General features: G+C 31.3%; 16 protein-coding genes and 2 other annotated features. Of the genes, 14 read left to right on the forward strand and 2 right to left on the reverse strand.

The genetic code is table 11. The features are described 5' to 3' along the window. Positions 1-313: 313 nt before the first annotated feature. From ABF633_RS17630 to ABF633_RS17670, 9 genes are all read left to right on the forward strand, one after another. Positions 314-1,177, forward strand: coding sequence for a hypothetical protein (locus tag ABF633_RS17630; protein WP_415525454.1), 864 nt, complete (start codon positions 314-316; stop codon positions 1,175-1,177). Between the two features lie 46 nt (positions 1,178-1,223). Then, positions 1,224-2,069 carry an Mrp/NBP35 family ATP-binding protein gene (locus ABF633_RS17635; protein WP_415525456.1) on the forward strand — a complete coding sequence of 282 codons (846 nt, stop codon included), beginning with the start codon at positions 1,224-1,226 and terminating at the stop codon, positions 2,067-2,069. Between the two features lie 199 nt (positions 2,070-2,268). Beyond that, positions 2,269-2,457: a ferredoxin gene (locus ABF633_RS17640; RefSeq protein WP_415525458.1), complete on the forward strand. Its 189-nt coding sequence runs from the start codon at positions 2,269-2,271 to the stop codon at positions 2,455-2,457. A gap of 253 nt (positions 2,458-2,710) precedes the next feature. Then, positions 2,711-5,269, forward strand: coding sequence for a sugar phosphate nucleotidyltransferase (locus ABF633_RS17645; RefSeq protein ID WP_415525460.1), 2,559 nt, complete (start codon positions 2,711-2,713; stop codon positions 5,267-5,269). A 370-nt stretch (positions 5,270-5,639) separates the two neighbouring features. Next, positions 5,640-5,896: a binding site (T-box leader), on the forward strand. A 239-nt stretch (positions 5,897-6,135) separates the two neighbouring features. Then, on the forward strand, positions 6,136-7,428 hold the full coding sequence (gene aspS / locus ABF633_RS17650; RefSeq protein WP_415525462.1) for an aspartate--tRNA(Asn) ligase: 1,293 nt from the start codon (positions 6,136-6,138) through the stop codon (positions 7,426-7,428). Between the two features lie 77 nt (positions 7,429-7,505). Further along, a complete protein-coding gene (gatC, locus tag ABF633_RS17655; protein WP_015613657.1) occupies positions 7,506-7,793 on the forward strand; it encodes an Asp-tRNA(Asn)/Glu-tRNA(Gln) amidotransferase subunit GatC in 288 nt (95 codons plus the stop codon). 50 nt (positions 7,794-7,843) lie between these two features. Beyond that, complete coding sequence (gene gatA / locus ABF633_RS17660) at positions 7,844-9,298, forward strand: Asp-tRNA(Asn)/Glu-tRNA(Gln) amidotransferase subunit GatA (protein ID WP_415525482.1); 1,455 nt, start codon at positions 7,844-7,846, stop codon at positions 9,296-9,298. A gap of 175 nt (positions 9,299-9,473) precedes the next feature. After that, complete coding sequence (gene gatB / locus ABF633_RS17665; protein ID WP_415525464.1) at positions 9,474-10,913, forward strand: Asp-tRNA(Asn)/Glu-tRNA(Gln) amidotransferase subunit GatB; 1,440 nt, start codon at positions 9,474-9,476, stop codon at positions 10,911-10,913. Positions 10,914-11,349: 436 nt separating this feature from the next. Further along, on the forward strand, positions 11,350-12,837 hold the full coding sequence (locus tag ABF633_RS17670; RefSeq protein WP_415525466.1) for a hypothetical protein: 1,488 nt from the start codon (positions 11,350-11,352) through the stop codon (positions 12,835-12,837). A 301-nt stretch (positions 12,838-13,138) separates the two neighbouring features. Here the strand turns inward: ABF633_RS17670 and ABF633_RS17675 are convergent, their stop codons facing one another. Then, on the reverse strand, positions 13,139-13,312 hold the full coding sequence (locus ABF633_RS17675; protein ID WP_415525468.1) for an indolepyruvate ferredoxin oxidoreductase subunit alpha: 174 nt from the start codon (positions 13,310-13,312) through the stop codon (positions 13,139-13,141). Between the two features lie 478 nt (positions 13,313-13,790). Here ABF633_RS17675 and nrdD point away from each other — a divergent pair, with 478 nt between their 5' ends. Together nrdD and nrdG are read left to right on the forward strand one after the other, a co-directional pair. Continuing rightward, positions 13,791-15,905 (forward strand): anaerobic ribonucleoside-triphosphate reductase, encoded by a 2,115-nt coding sequence (nrdD, locus tag ABF633_RS17680; protein ID WP_415525470.1) that lies wholly within the window; start codon positions 13,791-13,793, stop codon positions 15,903-15,905. Positions 15,906-15,950: 45 nt separating this feature from the next. Then, positions 15,951-16,463 carry an anaerobic ribonucleoside-triphosphate reductase activating protein gene (nrdG, locus tag ABF633_RS17685; protein ID WP_415525472.1) on the forward strand — a complete coding sequence of 171 codons (513 nt, stop codon included), beginning with the start codon at positions 15,951-15,953 and terminating at the stop codon, positions 16,461-16,463. 280 nt (positions 16,464-16,743) lie between these two features. Here the strand turns inward: nrdG and ABF633_RS17690 are convergent, their stop codons facing one another. Then, complete coding sequence (locus tag ABF633_RS17690; protein ID WP_415525474.1) at positions 16,744-17,379, reverse strand: MBL fold metallo-hydrolase; 636 nt, start codon at positions 17,377-17,379, stop codon at positions 16,744-16,746. A gap of 215 nt (positions 17,380-17,594) precedes the next feature. On the opposite strand from ABF633_RS17690, the gene ABF633_RS17695 reads away from it, so the two are divergent. The 3 genes from ABF633_RS17695 to ABF633_RS17705 all read left to right on the forward strand — a co-directional run bounded on the left by ABF633_RS17695 (position 17,595) and on the right by ABF633_RS17705 (position 23,649). After that, positions 17,595-18,536, forward strand: coding sequence for a lysostaphin resistance A-like protein (locus tag ABF633_RS17695; RefSeq protein ID WP_415525476.1), 942 nt, complete (start codon positions 17,595-17,597; stop codon positions 18,534-18,536). Between the two features lie 306 nt (positions 18,537-18,842). Further along, positions 18,843-19,055 (forward strand) — a binding site (T-box leader). 112 nt (positions 19,056-19,167) lie between these two features. Continuing rightward, positions 19,168-22,275 (forward strand): isoleucine--tRNA ligase, encoded by a 3,108-nt coding sequence (gene ileS, locus ABF633_RS17700; RefSeq protein ID WP_415525478.1) that lies wholly within the window; start codon positions 19,168-19,170, stop codon positions 22,273-22,275. A gap of 375 nt (positions 22,276-22,650) precedes the next feature. Continuing rightward, entirely contained in the window at positions 22,651-23,649 is a 999-nt protein-coding gene (locus tag ABF633_RS17705; protein WP_415525480.1) for a LacI family DNA-binding transcriptional regulator, read from the forward strand. The last annotated feature ends 105 nt before the right edge of the window (positions 23,650-23,754 follow it).

Here is a 23,754-nt window from a genome sequence, read left to right on the forward strand (position 1 = left end):
TAGGATTCAAAATAGGCTAGCATACTGACTAGTTATTTATTTGAATATGCCTTACATAGATAATGATGTAATAATGTGGTGAATGAGACCATAAATAGCAACAAAATTTCCAAATATAATTCATATAAAATACATAAAACTGAGAGGCTTTATTCTTGATTACAATTAATATAAGACGTATAATAAATAATGTCTATTATTCATATGAAAGCAAATAGTAAGTCAAAATAGACTAGTTATTTATTTAAATTTGCCTTAAGTAAATTTAATGAATGTTATTTAGGAATGAATGTTTTGTAAGGGAGAGGTTTTGGTGAAAAAAAGGACTTTATTGCTAATAGGGATATTTGTAATAATAGCCAGTTTACTTTCCAGCTGTAATCAAATTGATTCAGCAAAGGTTAAATTGGGTTTGAAAAATAAAGATTTTGAGTATATAAAACAAGGAAAAGTAAAAAAAGTAGTTATACAGAATAGCAGAGACAGTGGATATAAATTTGTAGTAACAAATCCTGTTGCTATTTCAGAATTATATGATATTTTATCAGATGCTAAACCTGTAAATAGTAAGACTTCTCTTGATCCAGATTATGTTTTTAGTCTATATGAGGACTCTAATAAAGTTTATCAGTTTGATTACGTAGTGGGTTTAGATAAAAAAGATGGTGGAAATTTATATTCTAAAGATAAATATTATATAGTTCCAAATAGAATTGATAATGATATATTAAATAATTTTCAGGATTTAAGAACTCCTAAGGATTTTAATAAACTCTATTATACATTTATAAATCAGTGTATTGATAAATATAGAGCTGATACTAAAAATAATAATAAATCTATAGGTGTAAATATAAATGATGATGTAGAAGTAGCCAAATATATATTCTCCAGTGATTTAGATGATTTTCAAAAATCACTGCCTTCCAATGTAAAACTGCTTAAAAATTCCAATGATGCTTGTGATGTAAAAGAAACGGTTACCACTACTGGATATAAAGCAGCTGGATATGCAGATGAATATAAATATGATAATGTAAGTTATGATTCAATATATAAAAGTATAGTACAATTTTATGATAATAGTACTAAGGATACAAAGGAATATTATGTTATAGCTAGATATAAAAATGGTTGGAATATAAGTATTAGTGATAAAAAGAGCAGCGATTTTTGACTAGAATAAACTTAAATAAACCTTTCCAAATAGGAGGAATTTTTTAATGAGTAACTGTGATAGCTGTGCCAGCAATGGAAATTGCAGCACCGGCGACAAAGATAAATGTAATAGTAAAAATGATAAGACTATGCCTAAGTATGGAAATATAAAAAATATAATAGGAATTATAAGTGGCAAGGGCGGCGTTGGAAAATCCACTGTGACTGGATTGATTGCTGCAGAACTAAGAAAGGCAGGTTACAAGGTAGGAGTTTTAGATGGGGATGTAACAGGGCCTTCAATGCCAAGATTTTTCGGAGTAAATAAAGAAAGAGCAAAAATGATTCCTATGACTGAAACAGAGGTTAAATTTATACCGGTAGAAACGGAAATGGGAATAAAATTAATATCTCTTAATCTGCTTATAGAGAGTGAAGATGAACCTGTAATTTGGAGGGGGCCTGTAATAACGGGAGCTTTAAGCCAAATGTATACTGATACAGAATGGGGAGAACTTGATTACCTTCTTATAGATATGCCTCCTGGAACTGGTGATATAGCTCTAACAGTTATGCAAACTATGCCAGTAAAATCTATGATTGTAGTTTCTACACCACAGGATATGGTTTCTATGATAGTGAAAAAGGTAGTTATAATGATAGAGAAAATGAATATTCCAATAGTAGGAGTAGTAGAGAATATGTCCTATATAAAATGTAATAATTGTGGTGATAAAATAAGGGTATTCAGCAAAAAAACAGCTGAAGAACAAGCCCGATATTTAGGTATTCCTCTTTTAGCTGAAATGCCTATAAATTTAGATTTAGTTGAAAGTTTAGAAAGAGGTACCGCAGAAAAATATATAAGTAGTAGTAATGAGTATAAAATACTTGTAGAAAAAATTATATAATAAGTATCATTAGCCTTATGTTTGGAAACAATATATACGTGATTTTAAATATATTGTAAAGGATGGTGAAGCTGTTAGCAGAACTAAATGAAATGCTGATAGATTATCAGTTCTATAAATAATCTAGTCCAGTTTTTCAAATGATAAAATCTTAATGAATAAAGGTTTTACAAATAAGTTTTGTTTAACGGTAATTATTATGAAAGCGCATGTTGATAAAGATACCTGTATAGGTTGTGGTCTATGTCCCTCGGTTGCTCCAGAGGTGTTTCAGATGGATGATGATGGAAAAGCTGAAGAAATTGTTGAAAGTGTTCCAGAATCTTCATCAGACGCTGCAAAGGAAGCAGCTGATGGCTGTCCGGTTAATGCTATAACCGTTGAATAGATAGGTATTGTCTTAAAATAATTTAAAAAATGGATAAGGGAGACTGCAAAATGCAGTCTCCCTTAGTTTTATTGTAATATTTTATGAATAATAATGTAAATTAAAGCATTTATATTATTAGGACATGTATTCTTAAAAATAAAAATTTTAAGAATATTTGATAATTTTTTTATTGCGAGATAAAATTAATTAAAATAGCATACTAAAATTCTAGCATTTTTAAAATCTATAATTATAATTAGGATGTGATTTTATGAAAGCAATTATAATGGCAGGAGGAAAAGGCACTAGACTTAGACCATTAACTTGCAACAGACCAAAACCAATGATGCCTATAATGGGAAAACCTGTAATGCAGTATTCCCTGGAGCTTTTAAAAAACAGTGGAATAAAAGATATAGGAATTACTCTTCAGTATCTACCGGATTCAATTATAGATTATTTTGGTGATGGAAGTGAGTTTGGCGTTAATCTGAAATATTTTATAGAAGCTAGTCCTCTAGGGACAGCAGGTAGTGTCAAAAATGCAGAGGACTTCCTTGATGAAACTTTTATAGTTATCAGCGGAGATGCTGTAACGGATGTAAATTTAATAGAGGCATTAAAATATCATAAAGATAAAAAGGCTGTGGCTACTTTGATATTGAAAGAAGTCAGTGCTCCATTAGAATATGGAGTAGTTGTTACAGATAAAGAAGGCAAAATCACTGGATTTTTAGAAAAACCAAATTGGAGAGAAGTTTTTAGTGATAAAGTAAATACAGGTATTTATGTGCTGGAGCCAGAAATATTTAAGTTTTATCCGATGACTAGTCGCTGTAATACTCCACCTTCCAAAGATGGAGATAACAGCGACACGTCCCTAGATAATTCATCTAAACTTGGTGGGAGTACAAAGTCACACCAAGTAAGATTTATTGATGATAGAGACAAAAGTTTTGATTTTAGTAATGATTTATTTCCGATACTTATGAAGAAAAATGTATCTATGTATGGCTATAATTCTAATTTTTATTGGTGTGATATAGGAAATATTAATCAATTTATGCAATGTAATTATGATGTGCTTATGGGTCGCGTAAACGTAAACATAAAGGGTGAAGAATATAAGAAGGGCATATGGATAGGTAATAATTGTACTTTAAGTCCTAATGTGAATATAAAGCCTCCTGTATATATAGGGGACAATTCAAATGTATATGATGGAGTGGAAATAGGACCTTATACTGTCATAGGTAAAAATAATATTATATCCTCTGGAAGTACAATAAAAAAAAGTATAATATTTAATAATTCTTATATAGGTGAAAATACAGAAATTAGAGCTTCTTTAATATGTGATAAGGCACAGCTTGAAAATGGTGTTTCCATGTTCGAAGAGGCTGTAATAGGGGATGAAAGTATTATAGGAGAGAGAGCTATAATAAAACCAAAAGTAAAAATTTGGCCAAATAAGTCTATAGGAAACGGAGAAGTTATAAGGGAAAATTTGATTTGGAATCGTAAAATTGAAAGGAGCTTTTTTAGCAGTAAAGGCGTAAGAGGAAATATAAATGTAAATATTACTCCAGAGTTTGTGTTAAAATTAAGTTCTGCATATGGATCTATACTGAATTCTAATTCTAAAATAATAATAAGCTGTAGTGATGAGGGATCAGCTCAAATGCTCAAGTTCTCTTTAGCTACAGGACTTATATCTATGGGGATCCAGGTATATGATCTAAATAAAAGTACATTAGAAGCAACTAGGATTATAACAGCGTCAAGAGGATTTAGTGGAGCAGTTCATATATATGTTAATAAAGATAATAGCGAAAGAGCTGTTATAGTTTTTATAGATAAAGATGGACTTGATATAAGCAAGAATATGAAGAGGAAAATAGAAAGTAATTTTGTAAGAGAAGATTTTAGAAGAGTGAAAATGGATAATTTTAAATCTATAGTGACTATGGAGGACTGTACTAAGCATTATATTAAAAATATATTAGATAAATTAAATAGAGAAAAAATAATAAATAATAAATATAAGATGGTATTTATGACAAAAAATAGGATTATTAAGTGGCAGCTGATAAATATGTTCAATGAAATTAAGGTAGATACTGTAGTAATGAAAGATAGCAGTGATTTAGGGCAACTTAGTGAGGAAGTAAAAAAATCTCATGCTTCGCTTGGAATATGGATTTCAGATGAAGCTGATAATTATGTTTTAATAGATGAAAAAGGTAAAATTATGGAAAATAGTTTTAAGGATGTACTTAAAGCTCTGGTAATTCTAAATACTTTTAAATTCAAAACCCTTGCTGTAGCTGTAGATGTTACTCATTCTGTAGAAAAGATAGCTAATATGTATAATGCAAAATTTATAATAACTAAGATTGATCATAGAAATATAGTAAGTGAGTATATAAAAAATGAAAAAGATAAAAATGAAAAAGAAATATTAGTTTCATATTTATCTACTATAGATGCAGTTAGTATGTTGTCATTAATATTAAATTTAATGGCTGAATTTAATATGACCTTATCAGGACTGACAGAAACGGTACCACAATATCATAATAAGGTTATGAAGGTAAAATGTCCTTGGGAAATGAAGGGTAAGGTTATGAGAAATATTATAGAAAATGGTGGCTTTAATTATTTGGATTCAATAGAAGGAGTACGAATAAGTTTTCCAAAGTGCTGGGTGATTATATTGCCGGATTTAGATGAGCCTTTGTGTAGTGTACAAGCTGAGGGTGAAGATGAAGAATATGTGGAGAAGATACTGAAAAAAATATATTTTAATATACAAAAGATACTTTGCTGAATTTTATCCGATAACTACCATCCGTAATACTCCCAACTTCTATCAAAGTGGGAGATAACGGCTGCTACGTCCCTGGATAACGATTTACCCTAAAGGACAACGATTTCTAAGTATCGAAAATACCGATACTAAGAACTCTGTTAGTAAGTTTCAGCTGGAGAAAAAAACTCCACCTGAAACAAAGAACTCTGTTTATCCGATGACTACCCAGAAACCTGTTTATCAAATTAGCAAAATTATGTGGTTAAAATTGAAGTGATTTATATAATTGCAAAGTTAGGAATAATAATATTGATATATTCACATATTAATATTATTATTCCTAAAAGTATTGTATTAATTGACATAAGGTTATATAATATAGAATGTGAAAATGGTGACGATAGGAAGAGTATATATAATTGGATTTGTAGAGAGTCAGAGGTGCTGGAAATCTGATATGAAAATTATATGGAAGAACATCCTTGAACAGTTAACTGAAAGCTATGTGAGCTAGTAGGCTTAAACGGTTGTCTACCGTTAAAAAGACAGGGTATCGATATTGACAAAATTTTATCTGTACCTGTAAAAGTGAACATTTTAAATGTTAAATAGGATGGTACCGCGAAGTTTTAACCCGTTCCTATATCGAAAGATATGGGGATGGGTTTTATTTGTTAACACTAAATAAAACAATAAATTAAACTAAAAAAGTTTTATAGTTTAAGCATATATCTTTATCCGATGACTACCATCCGTAATACTCCCATCTTCTATCAAAGTGGGAGATAACGGATGCTACGTCCCTGGATAACGAGTTCTAAGTATCAAAAATACTGATACGTAGAACTCTGTTTATAAAAAATTACATATAGGAGGAAGTTTTAATGAAAGATATTTATGTAAAAGATGTAGCTGCGTTGGAAGATGGAACTGAGGTAGAATTAAAGGGCTGGGTACACAAAATATATGATTTGGGAAAAATAAGCTTTGTAAAGCTTAGAGATAAGACTGGAATAGTTCAGATTGTTATTGATGAGAGTCTTGACGCTAAGCTAAGACTTGAAATGTGTATAGCGGTAAAGGGAAAAAAGGTTAAAAATGAAAAGGCACCAGAGGGAATAGAAGTTCAAGTAGATGAATTAAAGGTACTTGGAAAAACTTATTATGATAAGCTTCCCTTTGCAATAAACGCTGGAAAGATTAAGGCTGCTTTAGAAACACAGCTTGATCATAGAACTATAAGCTTAAGAGCGCCGAAAATAACTGCTGTATTCAAAGTACAGGAAAAGATAGCAGATGCCTTCAAGGACTATTTAAAAGCAGAAAATTTCACTGAGGTTTATACGCCAAAGATACTTGCATCGGGGACAGAAGGTGGAAGTGAATTATTTACGGTTAACTATTTTGATCACAGAGCTTTTCTTGCACAAAGTCCACAATTCTACAAACAGATGATGGTTGGTTCAGGATTTGAAAGAATATTTGAAATAGGTCATGCTTACAGAGCGGAACTTCATAATACTTACAGACATTTAAATGAATATGTAAGCCTGGATCTTGAGATGGGCTTTATAGAAGATGAATTTGAAATAATGGATTTAGAAGAAGGTTTTATAAACTATCTATTTAAATATCTTAAAAAAGAATGTGCAAGAGAATTAAAGCTTTATAACATTGAACTTCCAGATGAAGTTAAAATTCCTAGAATTCCATTATTTGATGCGCAGGAAATACTTCTTAAGGAATACGGAAAGAGATCTCCAAAGGGTAATATTGATAATGAAGGAGAAAAATTATTTGCAGAATATGTGAAGAAAGAATACGGCAGTGACTTTGTGTTCTTAACAAAATATCCAGCTGCAAAAAGACCAATGTATACAATGCCTGATGATGAGATAGAAGGGGCTACTAAGAGTTTTGACCTTATATACAAAGGACTTGAAATTACAACTGGAGGACAGAGAATACATGACTATGAAGCATTAGTAGCAAATATTGCGAAAATGGGATTCAAAACAGAAGAGTTTGAATTCTATACAGATAACTTTAGATATGGAATGCCTCCTCACGGTGGTCTTGCTATAGGACTTGAAAGACTTACTATGAAAATACTGGGGTTAGATAATATCAGAGAAGCATCACTACTTCCAAGAGATATGAAGAGAATAACACCTTAATATATATATGAAACTGGAAAAAATTACACCCCTGGGGTGCAAATATTACCATTATTTAATAGAAGGAGTGAATTTAAGTGGAACATGTAAGTGTTGAAGAGGTTAAACACATTGCTAAGCTGGCAAAATTGGGTTTTACAGAAGAAGAAACTTTAAAAATAGCCAAAGAATTTGAAGCTATACTTACGCATTTTAAAACTATAGATAATCTTGATTTAAATGATGTGGATTTAAATGAATTTGATGAGGTTAATACAGAATTTAGAAAAGATATTCCAGAGGTATTTGAAGATAAGAAAAAACTTATGCAGAATGTAAAGAGTCTTAGAGACGGAGCAATTGAGGTTCCTAAGATAATAGAGTAAATTCGATAAAGCTAATAAGATTAGGAGGGAAAGCTTTGGATATAGAAAAGATGTCGGTGGAACAATTAAGAGACGGGATAAGAAAAAAAGTTTTTACATCAGAAGAAGTAGTTAAATTCTATTTTGATAGAATAAAAAAGATTGATGGAGATGTAAATTCATATTTAACGCTTTGTGAAGAGAATGCTATTAAAGAAGCTAAAAGCATAGATGAAAGAATAGCAAAGGGTGAAAAGGTAGGTAAACTTGCCGGAGTTCCTATTGCAATAAAGGATAACATATGTACAGATGGCGTGAAAACCACTTGCGCATCAAAGATGCTGGAGGATTTTATACCGCCTTATGATGCCACTGTTATAAAGAAATTGAAAGATCAGGATGCAGTTATAATAGGAAAAACCAATATGGATGAGTTTGCTATGGGGTCCTCTACTGAAAACTCAGCCTTTAAAACTACTAAAAACCCTTATGATCTGGAAAGAGTACCAGGAGGATCTTCTGGTGGTTCAGCGGCTGCTGTAGGAGCAAAGCTTGCACCAGTATCCTTAGGTTCTGACACAGGAGGTTCCATAAGACAGCCTGCAGCTTTTTGTGGAGTTGTAGGACTAAAGCCTACTTATGGTCTTGTTTCAAGATTTGGTCTCATAGCCTTTGGATCTTCATTGGATCAAATTGGACCTTTTTCAAATAATATTAGAGACTGTGCACTTACACTTGAAGCTATAGCAGGAACAGATCCTTTGGATAATACCAGTTCTAAAGAAATTGGAGATACTGACTACTTAAATGGAATAGAAGATGGTATAAAAGACATGAAAATTGGTGTTCCAAAGGAATTCTTTGGTGAGGGGTTAGACGAAGAAATAAAAGCAGCTGTAAAAAATAGTATTGAAAAACTTAAAGCTTTAGGCGCAGAGGTAGAAGAAATATCACTACCTATTACAAAGGAAGGCCTTTCAGCCTATTATATTATATCCTCAGCAGAGGCAAGTTCAAATTTATCCAGATTTGATGGCATAAGATATGGACATAGAGCTAAAGACTATGAAGATGTATATGATTTAATGGAGAAGAGCAGAAATGAAGGCTTTGGAGAAGAAGTTAAGAGAAGAATAATGCTTGGTACTTATGCCCTATCTTCAGGATACTATGATGCTTATTATAAGAGAGCTTTAAAGCTTAAGAAAAAGGTGAAAGAACAGTTTAAAGAAGTATTTTCTAAATATGATATAATAGTAAGTCCAGTATCACCAGTTCTTCCATTTAAATGTGGTGAAAAGAAGGGTAATCCATTGGAAATGTACCTTGCAGATATTTACACTGTAAATATAAATCTTGCAGGTATTCCTGGAATATCAATGCCTTGTGCACAGAGCAAGGAAGGTTTACCTATAGGAGTACAGCTTCTAGGACCACATTTTGGAGAAAAGAAAATATTCAAGGCTGCCTTAGCTCTTGAAGAAGCTTTAAAAAATGATGGATTTGAATTGAAAAATTCGTTGTAATTTAAAAAACTTGCGAATTAAAACTGGAAAAAATTACACCCCTGGGGTGTAAAAATTGGTAAATTAAAAAACGATGCGTTAAAATAGAATATTGGTGGGAGTCAGATACCATGTTTCTCAAGGCCTGACACCCTCGAAATAGAAAGGGGGCAAGCAGCGATACTGCTGCATTATTATGAGTTACGAAACTATAATAGGATTAGAAATACATGCAGAGCTAAATACAAAAACAAAGATATTCTGCAATTGTTCCACTAAATTTGGAGCAAAACCTAATGAAAATACATGCCCAATATGTATGGGACTTCCAGGAACACTGCCTGTTTTAAATGAAGAAGTGGTTAATTTGGCTGTGAAAGCTGGAACAGCATTAAATTGTAAAATAAATAAATTAAATAAAATGGATAGAAAAAATTATTTTTATCCAGATTTACCTAAGGCTTATCAGATATCACAACTTGATTTACCTATATGCGGCCCTGGTCATGTGGAGATTGAGACTGAAAAGGGTGAGAGGTCTGTAAGGCTAAATAGAATACACATAGAAGAGGATGCAGGAAAGCTTGTACATTTAGAGTATGAACCCTATTCTCTTATAGACTATAATCGTGTAGGAGTTCCACTTATAGAAATAGTTACAGAGCCTGATATGCGTTCTCCACAGGAAGCAGTAACATTCCTTAGAACCTTAAAAGCAATTCTTGAGTATGGTGGTATTTCCGATTGTAGAATGGAACAGGGATCTTTAAGGTGTGATGCAAACATATCCCTTAGAGAGGTTGGTCAAGAGGAATACAACACTAAGGTAGAAATAAAGAATATAAATTCTTTTAGAGAGCTTCAAAAGGCACTTGAAAAAGAAGAAAAACGTCAAAAAGAGCTTTATGATTTTGGAGAAGCGCATAGAATAGTTCAGGAAACAAGAAGATGGGATTCTGGTAAAGGAAGAACTGTAACCATGAGAAGCAAGGAAGATGCCAATGACTACAGATATTTTCCAGAACCAGATATAATACCTATAGTAATTAAAGATGAGATAATTGAAAAAGTTAAAGAGGATATGCCTGAACTTCCAAAGGATAGAGAAGAAAGATTCATTAAAGAGTATGGACTTTCAGAAAAGGAAGTAGAAATCTTAGTATCTGATAAACATTTTTCAGAATACTATGAGGATGTTATTAAGCTTGGTGCTGATGCGAAAAGCGCATCAAACTGGATGCTTTCAGATATGCTGAGACTAATAAAGGAACAGGAGCTTGAACTTAAAGATATTCCTGTGAAGAAGGAATATTTTGCTTCACTTTTAAAGATGGTTGCTGATAAGAAATTAAGTGTAACCTCTGCAAAGAGTGTTTTCGAGGATATGTTTAAAACAGGTAAACATCCTGAAGATATAGTAAAGGAAAAGGGACTATCACAAATAAGTGATACAGGTGCTATTTTAGAAATAGCTGTGGCAGTATTAAATGCAAATCCACAGTCAGTAAGTGATTACAAGGCTGGAAAAACCCAGGCTGTAGGATACCTTGTAGGTCAGGTTATGAAGCAGAGTAAGGGTAAGGCAAATCCTAAGATGGCAAGAGATATACTGGAAGAGAAGATAAAGGAAATGTAATAGGTTAATTTTGTTCCACATGACACTGTAAATTTAGGTGTTATGTGGAATTTGTTATAATTATTTACATGCTGTAAAATAGTTATGTATCATATATAAAAAAGTGCTTCTACAAAAAAATTACAAAAACTTCAAAAAATTTAAAATTAATCTAAAATATTTATAAAAAACGTAAATATTATACAATTGTATAATACTATTTGGTATAATTATAAATACAATTATTAGATATCAATGAATCTTATTCAGCGGGAGTTTGTATTTCCACTGAGTTTAGATGAATTATCCAGGGACGTGCCGGTGTTATCTCCACCTTTAGAAGGTGGCGGAGTGTTACAGCGGCTAGTCATCGGATAAACATCATATTTAAAGTTTTGATAAAATATTCTTAAATTTATAGTAGGCATGAGAGGAAATATATTTAAAAATGAAATTAATGTCTAAAATTAGATATATAAAAAATAATTATTTAGTTGAAACAATAATATTAATTTTTGCAGCATTTATATTAATAAATACATTGTTTATCAATCCTGTATTAGGCAGGTATAATAATGGTGATTTCGAAAGACTTATTATATATGGAGGATTAAAGAATATATCTAATAAATATAAAGATATGTATGATAAATTTTTGCATATTAACTATTTAATATCTTATAAAGATATATTTTATCCAATTTATACGAATTGGGTTTCAGAGGCAATAATATTAAAGATATCAGTATTTATTTTTCTAATAATACATGGTTTTAATTCACATCTATTTGATATAAGGTATTTAGCATTTGTATATAGCGTATTATTTTTACTGGGAATATTTCTAATAATCAAATCCAAAATATTTACTATAGTGGTGAAAATAACAATAGGTGTTTTTATTATTCTATTTTTTACCAGTGCATGTTATATAACTTATTTTAATTCATTTTTTGGAGAAGCCGGAACTATAGTATTCTTTTTTATCACTATAGGAACATATTTAAATTTAATAACTAAAAAAAGTCCTAATATAAGAGATTTTATATATTTTTTTATAGCATCAGGAGGATTTTTGACTTCTAAACCACAAGTATTACCGTTACTTTTCTTTATGCTATTTGTATATATGGGTTTGTATATGCACTACAAAGAAAGCAAATACAGAAAGAATATAATTTTATGTTCAGTAATAGTAACTTTTGTTTGTATTTTTTCGTATTTTTCACTGAGTAATACAATGAATGAAAATAATTTATATCAATCAGTTTTTTTAGGAGTACTTAAAGATTCTAAAACTCCTCAAGAAGATTTACAGGGACTAGGTATAAATAAAAAATTTATAGCATTTTATGGTCATTCTTTTTATGATAAAAAATTTGGACTTGATCCAATGGGAGAAGAAATGCTTAAAGAATTTTATCCTAATGTTTCCTTTGGAAAAATTTTAGCGTTTTATCTTAAACACTCAGATCGAATATGGGAAAAAATTGTTTCATCAGCAAGCAATGCCTATAATTTTTCACAAAATAACAACTATAACTTTTCGGATATAGATGAACATGATTTTATAAAAGGACAATATACTAGTCATAAATACGTAAATAACTTTAGAATTAAGTTGATAGAATTGTTTCCACATATTCATAGGAATATTTATATATTTATTTCATTTTCAAGTATCTATTTATTAATATTAATATATTATTTCATAAAGAAGAAACATACACGTCTTTTAATATTAATGCTGCTATTTATTTTAATATCAGGTTCATCCCAATTAATATTACCAGTTATAGGCTCTGGATACGGAGATTTTGGTAAACATTTGTTCTTACTAAATTTTTCATATGATATTATGTTAGGAATTTCTTTATTATGGATTGTACATATTATATCAAAATTAATATTGTTTATTAAGCGTAAGGACAGTAGATGTATTTAGATTTTAATGCTACTTTTCAACTAAAACTATCCACATATCATTTTTTACTAATTCAATATAATATATGATTTTATTATATTATGTTGAATTCATACTACTAAATATTATTCATTATAATTTACAGAAGTTACTTTGCACTTCATGACACGTTTGCTGGTATTGGGCCAAGAAATTGTGAAGTTAAGATGGTTTGTATTAAGAGGGAGGAACTATGTATGATGATTTGAGAAAAAAACAACCAGAAATATACTACTATAATATATAATAAAATAGTAACTTCTAGTTGTTTTTTCACGATAAATTATTCAGCTGCAATTGCACCAAAACCACAAGAATTTAGGCAAGTCCCACAATCTACACAAACACTAGCATCAATTGCATAGCTTCCATCTTGCATGCTTATACAAGATGTAGGACAATCACTTTTGCAAGCACCACATGCTTGACATTCATCAGCATTAATAACATAAGCCATAGTTAACACCTCCTTAATAATTATTTTTCAAAATCAAAGTAATATATCATAATATTTAGAAATGATAAATTCATAATATATAAGGGTTTTAGTTATATATTAGGTGTAAGTCATAATCTATAAAAAGATTGTTAAAAAATTATCACACACTTATTATATACTATTTTTTTTAAAAATACAACAACTATTCGAGGCCAGTATCAAAGATTAAATTTGATTTATAGCAATACCATTTTTATAAATAATTATTTTTAAATGTAATTTCAGGTTTACATTCAGTTATGCCAGTATTAGCAATATTATTTAGGCATCTTCATAAATAGCAACAATCAGTTTCCTATAAAAAAACGAAGATTTTGAAGCTAGGATGCCATAAAAAGAATTTTTATATGAATAAAGTAAATTAACAAATTGCTATAAAAATTTTCCTACTGTATAATGTTTCAGTACAAGATATTGTGTTCGGGAGGATTAATATATGCTATATGTAGTGAAACGTGATGGAAGAGAGGTAGAGTTTAACTCTATTAAGATTAGCAATGCCATAAAAGGTGCGGCAGAGGAGATTGGTATTAGTATTAAGATCAGTGAGATTTTAGAACTTACCCAGGAGCTTATAAGAAAGCTTGAGGAGATGGATTTACAGAGAGTTACCGTAGAAGAAATTCAAAATATGGTAGAGGAAACTCTTTTACATAAAGGATATAAGGAGATAGGTATCGCCTATTCAAATTATAGAAAGGAAAGAACTAAAGTTAGAGATATAAAATCGGATTTAATGAGGGCAATATCTCAAATAGGCATAGAAACGGATCGTGACAATGCCAATGTAGGAAATAATTTTAGTTCAAAGCTTCTTAGAATAGCAAGTGAGTCAAATAAGTGGCATAATCTTGCTAAGATGCCAAAGAGACTTGCCAAAGCTCATGAGAACGGAGATGTATATTATCACGATTTAGATAGCTACAATTTAACTGTAAACTGTCTGCATATACCTACAAAGGAAGTATTGCTTAAAGGCTTTAATACAGGTTATGGTAATATAAGACCACCAAAGAGAATAGAATCTGCAGCAGAACTTTCCTGCATTTTACTTCAATCTACACAAAATGACATGTTTGGTGGGCAGTCACATCCAGATTTTGATAATGATATGGGAGAATTTGTAGATCCAACAAGGCAGCAGATTAAAGATGAATTTAGAGAATTTGGTATAGATGAAAATAAAATAAATGATATAGCTGAAAAAAAATTAGTGAAATCTGTAGAACAAGCTATGCAGGGAATCGTATATAATTTAAATACTATGCACAGCAGAGCAGGTTCCCAGGTACCTTTTTCATCAATAAATCTTGGTATTCCAAATAATAAAGATGCGGCACTGGTATGTGAAGTGTTTTTAAAAGAATATGAAAAGGGACTTGGAAGAGGTGAGCAGCCTATTTTCCCTAATATAATATTTAGAGTTAAAGCTGGAATTAATAGAGAGCCTGGGGATCCATATTATTATTTATATAAGCTTGCTTGTGACGTAGCTGCAAAGAGAATGAATCCCACATTTATGAATATTGATGCAACCTTTAATAAAAAGTACTATGATGAAGGGGTTATACCTGCAACTATGGGCTGCAGAACTTATGTATGTTCTAATATAAATGGAGAACCAGGTACTAAGGGAAGAGGAAATATAGCGCCAACCACTATAAATCTACCTAGAATAGGTATAGTTGCTAAAGGCGATGTAGATAAATTCTTTTCTGCATTGGATGTAAGACTAGAGCTGGCTAAGGATAGTCTTATTGAAAGATATAATATGCTGAAACATCTAAGGTCAAAAGATTTACCTTTTGTTGTGGGCCAGGGACTTATGAAGGGATCTGAAAATCTATTGCCAGAAGATTCTATTGAGCCTATATTAAAGCAAGGAACTTGGGGAATAGGATTTATAGGACTTGCAGAAGCTCTTGTAGCATTAACTGGAAAGCACCATGGTGAGGATGAAAAATCAAGAGAACTTGGTATAAGGATAATTAAATATATAAGAGATTATACAGATAAGTTGACTAGGGAAACTAAGCTTAATTGGAGCTGTTATGCTACTCCAGCAGAGGGGCTAAGTGGTAAATTTATTCCAAAAGATAGGGCTGTATTTGGTATAATACCAGGAGTTACAGATAAGGATTACTATACAAATAGTTATCATATACCTGTAGGCTATAAAATATCAATAAAGGACAAGATAGATATAGAAGCTCCATATCACGAATTGTGTAATGGAGGCCATATAAGCTATATAGAGTTAGATAATTACCCTGATGGTGATACTATTAAGGATATATTAGATTATGCATATAAGAATACTAACATAAGTTATATGGGGATTAATTTTCACATAAGATATTGTAAGGATTGTGGAACATATCTCTATAATGGAGAACAACAGTGTACTGAATGCGGAAGTCATGATATACAGGGAGTATCAAGAGTTACAGGTTATTTAAGTCTTGATGAGAGATTTGGTAAAGGAAAATATGAAGAAAGATCGGATAGAATTTCACAGGCCAATGGCAACCATGTTTATGATAATGTTTAAACTATAAATGGATTTTCAGTGTATTGTGGAAGGGAAGAGAATTATATGAAAGATAATAAAATCAGACTTGCAGGAATGCTTTATGAAAGCTTAAGCAATGGTCCTGGACTTAGGAGAGTTTTATTTTCTCAAGGGTGCAGACATAATTGTAAGCAATGTTTTAATCCACATACTCATTCTTTTCAAGGTGGAGAGTTGCTAGATATGGATGGTATTGTAGAAGATATAGTAAATAATCCTATTCTTAGAGGGGTAACCTTTAGCGGCGGAGATCCATTGGAACAGGCAGAAAAATTCGCATATATTGCTAAAAAGGTTAAAGAAAAAGGAAAGAGTGTTTGGGTTTACACTGGATATACTTTTGAGCAAATACTTAAGGCTAAGGATGAACACTCAGGTTGGGAGGGACTTCTTAAATACTGCGATGTACTTGTAGATGGCAAGTTTGATATAAATAAAAAAAATGAGAGCTTAAAATTTAGAGGTTCAAATAATCAAAGAATCATTGATATAAAAAAGAGCTTAAACATGGGGAAAGCTTGTGTGGTTCAGTGTTGATATTTAACGAAGATATTAATTGTTAAGGAAGATGCATTGGTAACTAAACATCCATGCCTTAAGTGTCACAACAACCAATGAAAACACTATGTGACATGCATTCCATAACTAATTTTCATAATTACAAAAGGCACTATGAAATTCATTTAATTGTTTTTCATAGTGCCCTTATTATTTTTAACCTAGTTACAAATACAATTTTAGAAGGCTTTCACTAATTTTCATTTTGGCAGCAGTATATGAATAGGTTTAAACATAAGCAAAATTAACATGCGAAAAATTAATTTACAGAAAGTATCTTAACTTCATTGCTTCCAGTAGGTTTATTCTCAAGCTCTAATGTGTTATTTTGAAGCCGTTCTCCATTTTTTATGGCACTAATGAAGTTCTCTACTCCATCTATAGGAAGACTTAACAAAGGAGTTTTATAATGCATAGGTATAATTATATGGCTATTAATCTTATCACAAAGTTTTTTAGCTTCCACACCATTAATTGTAAAATTTCCTCCCACTGGGATTAGTAATACATCTATAGTTCCAAGAGAAATTACCTCCTCATCACTTAAAATGTAGCCAACGTCACCCAGATGACATATTCTGTAGCCATCTACTTCAATAATAAATATAGTATTTTTACCTCTTACTGCTCCTAATTGTTTATCATGATAGGAGCTGATACCTATAATATTTAAATCATCAAAATTATAATTTCCCGGCGTATTTATAATTTTAGGATTTCCTTTTATTTCATCAGTATAGGCATGATCAAAGTGTGAATGGCTTATGGTTACAAAATCTGCATAACCTTTGTATGTTTCATAGCCTACCTGGTCATTAAAGGGGTCAGTTAAAATTAATCTGTTTTTCCAATCTTTTATCAGGAAGCTGGAATGTCCCAGCCATGTTATTTCCAATTAAATTCATCTCCTTATCATAATATAAAATTATTTGCTAAAATAGTAATTTATATTTATTATAATACTATATTCATATTGTGGCTTGTACAAATTTAAATATAGAAGATAAATATTTAAAAGGATAGTGCAGTGGTTTGCAGAATATAATATACTTAAGTTATAGTTTAATTACATTACTTTGAACAATCATTTTAATATTAGGGAGATTTTATATGAAAAAAGTTTTTTATGCTAACATTTTTTTTCTTTTTCTAGTATTGATTCAAATTTGCGGTGGATACATCATAAAGCCGCTCGTTGGATTACTTCATCTAAATTTAGGAAGCATTCTTGTTATCACCCAGATTTTATTTTTAATAATCCCCATAATGATCTATCTATTAGTAACAAAACAGTCGCCAATCAGCACACTTAGAATAAAACCTCTTAAGATAAGTCAGTTATTTCTTGTTATAATTACAGGTTTTTTAGTAGTACCAATTGCTACTTTTTTAGGACTTATAACAAATTTAGTATTCCATAATAATGTGAACGATGTACTTGGTAGAATGAGTTCCTTACCTTTTTGGGCTATGGTGTTAATTATAGCTTTAACGCCGGCTATATGTGAAGAACTTACTATGAGAGGGGCTATATTATCTGGATATAGGAAGTTTAGCGTTAATAAAGCAGCAGTTATAACAGGTTTTCTATTTGGAGTACTTCACTTGAATCCACCACAGTTTTTATATACTTTTGCACTTGGCATAATATTGGCATATATAGTAGATGCTACAGGATCTATTTTTGCTTCTATGATATGTCACTTTATATTTAATGGAATTAATGTATTAGCTTCCTGGGTAAGCTTAAAAAATGGATCAAAGCCTCAGGATATAACAGCTTTGTCTCCTGCTGTAAGAAATTCAGCATTAATTATATACTTTATACTCTCCATTATAAGTGTTGTAATCATTATTGCCATAATAAAGCAGCTTAGAAAAAATAATGCTAATTATATGCAAAAGAGTGAAAGTAGAGCGGATAATGTATATGGTGGTGTATATGAGGAAGGGCCAGAAGATGGGCATATAATAGGAAGTATAAAGACCTATTCACCTATTATAGTAAGTGTAATTATATATTTTGTGTTTACATTTAATAATTATAAGTAACGTGAATTTATATTAATAATAATCTTTGACTAATGGGCGGAATTATTATTAGAAGTGCTGAAGTGAACTCGTTTCAGCAAGCTGAAACATCGGTAAATCAGGTGGGGAGTCTACCCCACCTGATTGGAAAATCCCACCTTCGCTTCGCTTAGAGGTGGAGGTCTGAACCTTTCAGTCAGGAAAAGATCAAGTTGAAAAGTCAATATTTATACAAAATCCATGATAATATTAAAGTATTCGTAATTGACAAAAGAAACATAGTATAATATAATGTATTAATATGGAATATTTAAAAGTTAATTTGATATAATGGCTTTGATCGGGAAGAGTACTTATTTTTGATGCTTAAAGAGAGTGGGAAATGCTGTGACCCCATAGTAGATACTTAAGGAAAATCACCTGTGAGCTGAGGGCTGAAACTAAAAGTAAGCTTATCCGTATTTTACGTTAAAAAATAGAGTATGTTTGTACTTGATAGCTTAAATTTAGGTGGTATAACGAATTAACTTCGTCCTAGTTGGGATGGAGTTTTTTTATTCTACAAGGATTTTTTAATTATTATAGCTTGTAATTTGAAAAATTGTCAATAATTTAATTGGTATATAAAGTCATTTGAAGGGAGTTCTATGTTATGTACAAAAAAGTGGATGGCTCTAAATCCTTTGTCGATATGGAAAAAGATGTACTAAAGCTTTGGAAAGAAAAAGAAGTAATTAAAAAGAGTTTTGAATCTAATGGGGATGGTGAATATTTTACATTTTATGATGGACCACCTACTGCCAATGGAAAACCACATGTAGGTCATGTAATTACTAGAGTTATGAAAGATCTTATACCTAGATATAAAGTTATGAAGGGCTATAAGGTTTTAAGAAAAGCAGGTTGGGATACCCATGGGCTTCCAGTAGAACTTGAAATAGAGAAGAAACTTGGAATTTCAGGTAAACCACAAATTGAAGAATATGGTGTAGAGAAGTTTGTTAAAGAATGTAAGGATAGTGTTTTCTCTTATGTCAGTCTTTGGAAAGACATGTCTGAGAAATTAGGCTTTTGGGTTGACATGGATAATCCCTATGTAACTTACCATAATACTTATATAGAATCTGTATGGTGGGCACTAAAAACTATGTGGGATAAAGATCTTTTATATAAAGGACATAAAATAGTACCATATTGCCCAAGATGCGGAACTTCTTTATCTTCTCATGAGGTTGCTCAAGGTTATAAGGATGTTAAAGAAGCTACAGCTTTTGTAAAGTTTAAAGTTAAGAACGAAAATAACAAATACATACTTGCATGGACAACAACTCCATGGACTTTACCTAGTAACGTGGCTTTGGCAATAAATAAAGCTTATACTTATGTTGAAGTTATAAATAATGATGAGCATTTAATTCTTGCTAAAGATCTTTTAAAGGTGCTTGAAGGTGAATATGAAGTAGTAAGGGAATTTAAAGGAGAAGAACTTCTTGGCACAGAATATGAGCAGCTGTTCAAATTTGAAACTCCAAAGGAAAAAGCTTTTTACGTAGTTCATGGAGACTTTGTAACCTTAACAGATGGTACTGGAATAGTTCATATAGCACCAGCTTATGGTGAAGATGATAATTTACTTGGTAAAAAATATGGATTGCCTTTAATAAATTTAGTAAATTTAGAAGGAAAATTTGTAGATTCAGTAGAGCCTTGGAAAGGCATGTTTGTAAAAAAAGCTGATCCTAAAATACTTGAATATTTAAAGGAAAAGGAAAGTCTTTATAAATCTGAAAAGTTTAGTCACTCTTATCCTCATTGCTGGAGATGTGATACACCTCTTCTTTACTATCCAAAGGATAGCTGGTTTGTAAAGATGACTTCATTACGTGATAAATTACTTGAGAATAATAATAGAATTAACTGGTATCCTGATAATATCAGAACAGGAAGATTTGGAAAATTCCTTGAAAATGTTATCGATTGGGGAATTAGCCGTGATAGATATTGGGGAACTCCACTGCCAATATGGGATTGTGATTGTGGTCACAGAGAATGTATAGGCAGTATAGAAGAACTTAAGACTAAGGGAATAAATGTACCAGAAAATATCGAACTTCATAAGCCATATATAGATAATGTTAAGTTAACTTGTCCAGTATGTGGAAAGCCAATGACTAGAACGCATGAGGTTATTGACTGCTGGTTTGACTCTGGTTCTATGCCTTTTGCTCAGCATCATTACCCTTTTGAGAATAAAAAACTTTTTGAAGACAATTTCCCAGCTCAATTTATATCAGAGGCAGTAGATCAGACAAGAGGATGGTTCTATACTTTACTTGCCATATCTACGGCTATATTTGATACAAACTCCTTTGAAAACTGTGTAGTTTTAGGTCATGTACTGGATAAGCATGGTTTAAAGATGTCAAAGCACAAGGGAAATGTTGTGGATCCTTTTGAAGTACTTGAACATCAGGGTGCAGATGCTGCAAGATGGCATTTTTATACTTCCAGTGCTCCATGGCTTCCAACAAGATTTTCAGAGGAAGATGTAGCTGAAACTCAGAGAAAATTCTTGAGTACTCTTTGGAATGTATATTCTTTCTATGTACTTTATGCTGAAATAGATCAATTTAATCCAACAAAATATAAAGATTTTGTATCTGAAAATGTCATGGATAAGTGGATTGTATCAAAATTAAATACGTTGATTAAAGAGGTAGACGAAGGTTTAAACACTTATAAGATAACTCAAAGCGCTTTAGCTATTGAAAGCTTTGTTGATGAACTTTCAAACTGGTATGTAAGAAGAAACAGATCAAGATACTGGACTACTGACCTTACAGAAGATAAAATAGGTGCTTATGTAACACTTTATAATGTACTTGTAGATTTAAGCAAGGTTGCTGCACCATTTATACCGTTTATGACGGAACAGATTTATCAAAGTCTTGTGCTAGCTATAGATTCTAAGGCTGAGGAAAGTGTTCATCTATGTAAATGGCCTATATATGATGAAAAACTTGTAGATAAAAAATTAGAAAATGATATGGATTTAGCTTATACTATAGTTAAACTTGGAAGAAGTGCTAGAAATGCTGCTAATATAAAGAACAGACAGCCATTGGGAGAAATGCTTTTAAGTACAAAAGCTATTCCTTCATATTACGGTGACATAATAAAGGATGAATTAAATGTAAAAGAAATTGCATTTGGAGCAGACCTTTCAAAATATGTTAATTTTGAAATAAAACCTAATTTACCTGTACTGGGAAAGGCTTATGGAAAATTAATTCCTGGTATAAGAAAGGCAATAGGATCAAAGGATCAAATGGAGCTTGCAAGGACTGTAAATGCTGGAGAAACTGTTAAAATAGATGTTCAGGGAACAGAGATAGAACTCAACAGCAGCAATCTACTTGTAACTATGCAGGGATTAGAAGGCTTCGCGTTTGCTGGTGAAGGAGAGCTGGGAGTAGTGCTTGAAACTACCATAACTCCAGAATTACAGGAAGAGGGCTATGTAAGAGAAATCCTTAGTAAAATTCAAAACATGAGAAAAGAGAGTGGCTTTGAAGTTGCAGACAAAATAGTTCTCTATGCAGCTGGAAATAAAAAATTGGAAGCTGTAATTAAAAAATATGAAGAAACTATAAAAAAGGAAACTCTTTCAGTAAAAGTTGTATACGATGATGAAAGAAAATATACAGAGTACAATATCAATGGAGAAGTTCTAAATTTATCAGTGGAAAAGAGTGTATAGAATAGACTAATCTTTTCTTTGAGGAGTATTAAAGTTAGGCATGTGAAAATAAATAGTAAGTCAAAGATGCGACGAATATTTTGAATCCAACAAGGAAGCAGGTTCCGAAGATAGTGGGCTATCTGAGGGTTCTGCTGACGCAGTAGGATTCAAAATAGGCTAGCATACTGACTAGTTATTTATTTGAATATGCCTTATAATTAGATAAAGCTATGTTTATAATAAACATAGCTTTATCTTTACAAGAATGATAGTATTGAATTATCAATTACAAAAGCAGCATAATATACATAACTGACATAAAGCTTTTAAAGCTGTATACGTTTTACTACATAATAACAAATTTAACAAAAAAAGTTAGGAGTTGATATTAAAATGGCGGCTTCAATAAAAGATGTAGCTAAAGAGGCAGGAGTTTCTATTGCAACGGTCTCAAGAGTTTTAAATGATGTAGACGTAGTAAATGAAGAAACAAAGAAAAAAGTTAGAGAAGCGATAAAAAAGCTTGATTATAGACCGAATATTGTGGCTAGAAGTTTAAAAACACAAAGAACTAGAACTATAGGTATAATTGTGCCAGATATTTCAAGTCAGTTTTATCCAGAAATAGTTAGAGGTGCAGAGGACGTATCAAACATTTATAACTACAATGTTATACTTTGTAATACAGACCTTGATCCACAAAAGGAAATTGAATATCTTAGAGTTTTAAGAGAAAAAATGGTAGATGGAGTCATATATATGAGCAGCTGTCTTGGCGAAGATATCATAAAGGTACTAAATGATTTATCTATGCCTACAGTTTTAGTGGAAACAAGAGGAAAAGATTTTGGTTTCCCAAGTGTAACTATTGATAATGAAAAAGCTGCTTATGATGCTACGGAATTCTTAATCAAAAAAGGAAATAAGAAAATCGCATTTATAGGTGTAAATCCAGATACTGCTAATGCCAGTGGAATAAGAATTTTTGGATATAAAAAGGCACTTGCAGATAATGGAATAGAATATGATGATAATTTAGTTCAATTCGGCGGTCTAAAGGCGGCTGATGGAAGAGATGGTATGGAAGCCATACTTAATGAAGGTAAAATAGATGCAGTTTTCTGTTGTAGTGATGAAATAGCTATGGGTGCTATCAATACTTTAAGAGATAAAGGAATAAAGGTACCAGAGGAAGTAGATGTTATTGGCTTTGATAATATTTATTCTTCTTCCATATATTATCCAAATCTTACTACTGTAGAACAGCCAATGTATGACATGGGATCTGTTGGTATGAGAATGCTTATAAAGAAAATTAATAAAGCAGAATTGGAAAGTGAACATATAGTACTGGATTATAAGATAATTGAAAGAGATACATGTAAAAAATAAAGATGTAAGGTATCAAAGAATAGTATATGTTCTTTGGTGCCTTATTTTATTTTTATCCGATGACTACCATCCGTAATACTCCCAACTTCTATCAAAGTGGGAGAT

Source organism: Clostridium sp. (assembly GCF_047718555.1).
GTDB lineage: Bacteria > Bacillota > Clostridia > Clostridiales > Clostridiaceae > Clostridium_I.